Here is a 3,179-nt window from a genome sequence, read left to right as displayed (position 1 = left end):
CATGGAACTGCTCGTCCGCTCAGGTGCCGTAGACATCGTGGTGGTCGACAGCGTGGCCGCCCTCACGCCCCGCGCCGAGATCGAGGGTGAGATGGGCGACAGCCTGCCCGGTCTCCAGGCCCGCCTGATGAGCCAGGCGATGCGCAAGCTCACCGGCTCGATTTCGAAGTCGAAGGGCATGGTGATCTTCATCAACCAGATCCGCATGAAGATCGGCGTGATGTACGGCTCGCCCGAGACCACCACCGGCGGCAATGCGCTGAAATTCTACGCCTCGGTCCGGCTCGATATTCGCCGCATCGGTGCGATCAAGGAGCGCGACGAGGTTGTCGGCAACCAGACCCGCGTCAAGGTCGTCAAGAACAAGCTGGCGCCGCCGTTCAAGCAGGTCGAATTCGACATCATGTATGGCGAAGGCGTCTCCAAGATGGGCGAGATCCTCGATCTCGGCGTCAAGGCCGGCATCATCGAGAAATCCGGCGCCTGGTTCTCCTATGACAGCCAGCGCCTCGGCCAGGGCCGCGAGAATTCAAAGGCGTTCCTGAAGGCCAATCCGGACATGACCGCCAAGATCGAAGCCTCGATCCGGCAGAATTCCGGCCTGATCGCCGAGCAGATCCTGGCCGGCTCGCCGGAGCGCGACGCCGAGGGTGAAGAGCCCGTCGAGGAATAGGAATTGTGACGACCGCATGCTGAATTTAAGCGTATTCACGGCGTTCGAATAATTCGCAAGTTCAAAGCCCCGGCCTGGCAACAGGCTGGGGCTTTTTGCTGCACGCCTACTGCTGTGACAACAAATGGTCTTGGTGTCCCGCACGCGGTGCGGCGCTCTGGTGCCGCTCCGCGGAGCCGGGACCGTCACGGGCACCGGCGTTTGGCAGGGCCCCGGCTCTGAACGCACCACGCCGCCCCACGATGCTGTGCATCGTCAGGCGCCGTGCTGCGCCGCGTCCGGGGCAAGAATTCTGCTATTCCGCCGCCTGCGCGTAATCTTCCATCGGCGGGCACGAACACACCAGATTGCGGTCGCCATAGACGTTGTCGACGCGGCCGACCGGGCACCAGTATTTGTCGGTGCGCGACGAGCCCGCCGGGAAACAGCCTTCCGCGCGCGTATAGGCGCGCTGCCAGTTGTCATCGGCGATGTCGTGCACCGTATGCGGCGCATGGCGCAGCGGCGAGGCCTCGACCGGCCAGCGGCCGGCCTCGATCTCCGCGATTTCCTTTCGGATCGCGATCATCGCGTCGCAAAAGCGATCGATCTCGTTCTTCGATTCCGACTCGGTCGGCTCGATCATCAGAGTGCCGACCACCGGGAAACTCATCGTCGGCGCGTGAAAACCGTAATCGATCAGCCGCTTGGCGATATCGTCGACAGTGACGCCCGCGGACGCCTTCAGCGCGCGGGGATCGACGATGCATTCATGGGCGACGCGGCCGCGGGCATTCCTGTACAAGACCGGAAAATGCGGATCGAGCCGGGTGGCGATGTAGTTCGCATTCAGGATTGCGATCTCGGTGGCCGCGGTGAGGCCGGCGCCGCCCATCATCAGAATATAGAGGTAGGAGATGGTCAGGATCGATGCCGAGCCATGGGGCGCCGCGGACACCGCGCCGACCGCCGTGCCGTCGGCGGCGCGATGACCGGGCAGGAACGGCGCGAGGTGCGCCTTGACACCGATCGGCCCCATGCCCGGGCCGCCGCCGCCATGCGGAATGCAGAACGTCTTGTGCAGGTTAAGGTGGCTGACATCGGCGCCATAGTCGCCGGGTCGCGATAGCCCGACCTGCGCATTCATGTTGGCGCCGTCGAGATAGACCTGTCCGCCATGGCGATGCACGATCTCGCAGATGTCGCGGATATGCTCCTCGAATACGCCATGGGTCGAGGGATAGGTGATCATAATGGCCGCGAGGCGGGCGGCATGCTTGTCCGCCTTGGCGCGTAGATCGTCGATATCGACGTCGCCGCGCGTGTCGCAGGCGACCACCACCACTTCCATGCCGACCATGCTGGCCGACGCCGGATTGGTGCCGTGCGCGGAGGAGGGGATCAGGCAGATCGTGCGGTGCGCCTCGCCGCGCGCGGCGTGATAGCCACGGATCGCCAGCAGCCCGGCATATTCGCCCTGGGCGCCGGAATTCGGCTGCAGCGACACCGCGTCATAGCCGGTGATCTCGCACAGCCAGTTTTGCAAGGACGCGAACATCGCATGATAGCCCCGCGCCTGATCGTCCGGCACGAAAGGGTGCAGGCTGCCAAAACCCGGCCAGGTCAGCGGCATCATCTCGGCGGTGGCGTTGAGCTTCATGGTGCAGGAGCCCAGCGGGATCATCGCGCGGTCGAGCGCCAGATCGCGGTCCGAGAGCTTTCGCAGGTAGCGCAATAGTTCGGTCTCGGAGCGGTAGCTGTGAAACACCGGATGGGTCAGGAACGTCGTCTTGCGCGTCAGTGCCGCGGGCAGGGCATCGCCGACGCCCGCTTCAATCTCGGCATAGGCCAGCGTGCCGCCGAAGGCACGCCATACCGCTTCGACCGTGGCCGGCGTCGTGGTCTCGTCGAGCGCGATTCCAAGCGTAGCGTCACCAATGCGGAGATTGATTCTTTGCGCCAGCGCGCTGGCAATAATCTCGCTTTTCCGGTTTTCAACCCGCACGGAAAGAGTGTCGAAAAACGTTTCGCTATCAAGCACAAAGCCGAGCTTCTTCAACCCGGTCGCGAGTACTTTCGCGCGGCCGTGCACGGTGCGCGCGATATGGGTCAGACCGTCCGGCCCGTGATACACCGCATACATCGCTGATATCACCGCCAGCAGCACCTGCGCGGTACAGATGTTCGAGGTCGCCTTCTCGCGGCGGATATGTTGTTCGCGCGTCTGCAGCGCCAGCCGGTAGGCCGGTTCACCGCGCGCGTCGATCGAGAGGCCAACGAGCCGCCCCGGCAGCGACCGCTTCAGCGCGTCGCGCACCGCCATGTAGGCCGCGTGCGGGCCGCCATAACCCATCGGCACCCCAAAACGCTGCGCCGATCCGATCGCGATATCGGCGCCGAGTTCGCCCGGCGAAGCCAGCAGCGTCAGCGCCAGAAGATCGGCGGCGACCACGGCCAGCGCGCCCCTGGTGCGAAGCGACGCGATCGCCGGCCGCAAATCTCGGACCGCGCCTGTCGTGCCCGGATA

At 64.7% G+C, this 3,179-nt stretch carries 2 protein-coding genes; one reads left to right on the top strand and one right to left on the bottom strand.

Annotated features, from left to right (window positions below; genetic code table 11):
- The coding region (gene recA / locus Q0S16_RS26160; protein ID WP_295855458.1) for a recombinase RecA at positions 1-673 on the top strand (673 nt) is incomplete at its 5' end.
- A gap of 295 nt (positions 674-968) precedes the next feature.
- Here recA and gcvP read toward each other — a convergent pair.
- The coding region (gene gcvP, locus Q0S16_RS26155; RefSeq protein WP_295855454.1) for an aminomethyl-transferring glycine dehydrogenase at positions 969-3,179 on the bottom strand (2,211 nt) is incomplete at its 5' end.

It is taken from the genome of Tardiphaga sp. (genome assembly GCF_025356345.1).
Classification (GTDB): Bacteria; Pseudomonadota; Alphaproteobacteria; order Rhizobiales; family Xanthobacteraceae; genus Tardiphaga.
The sequence above is the reverse complement of the archived record's forward strand: the minus strand, read 5'-3'. Positions and strand labels throughout refer to the sequence as shown.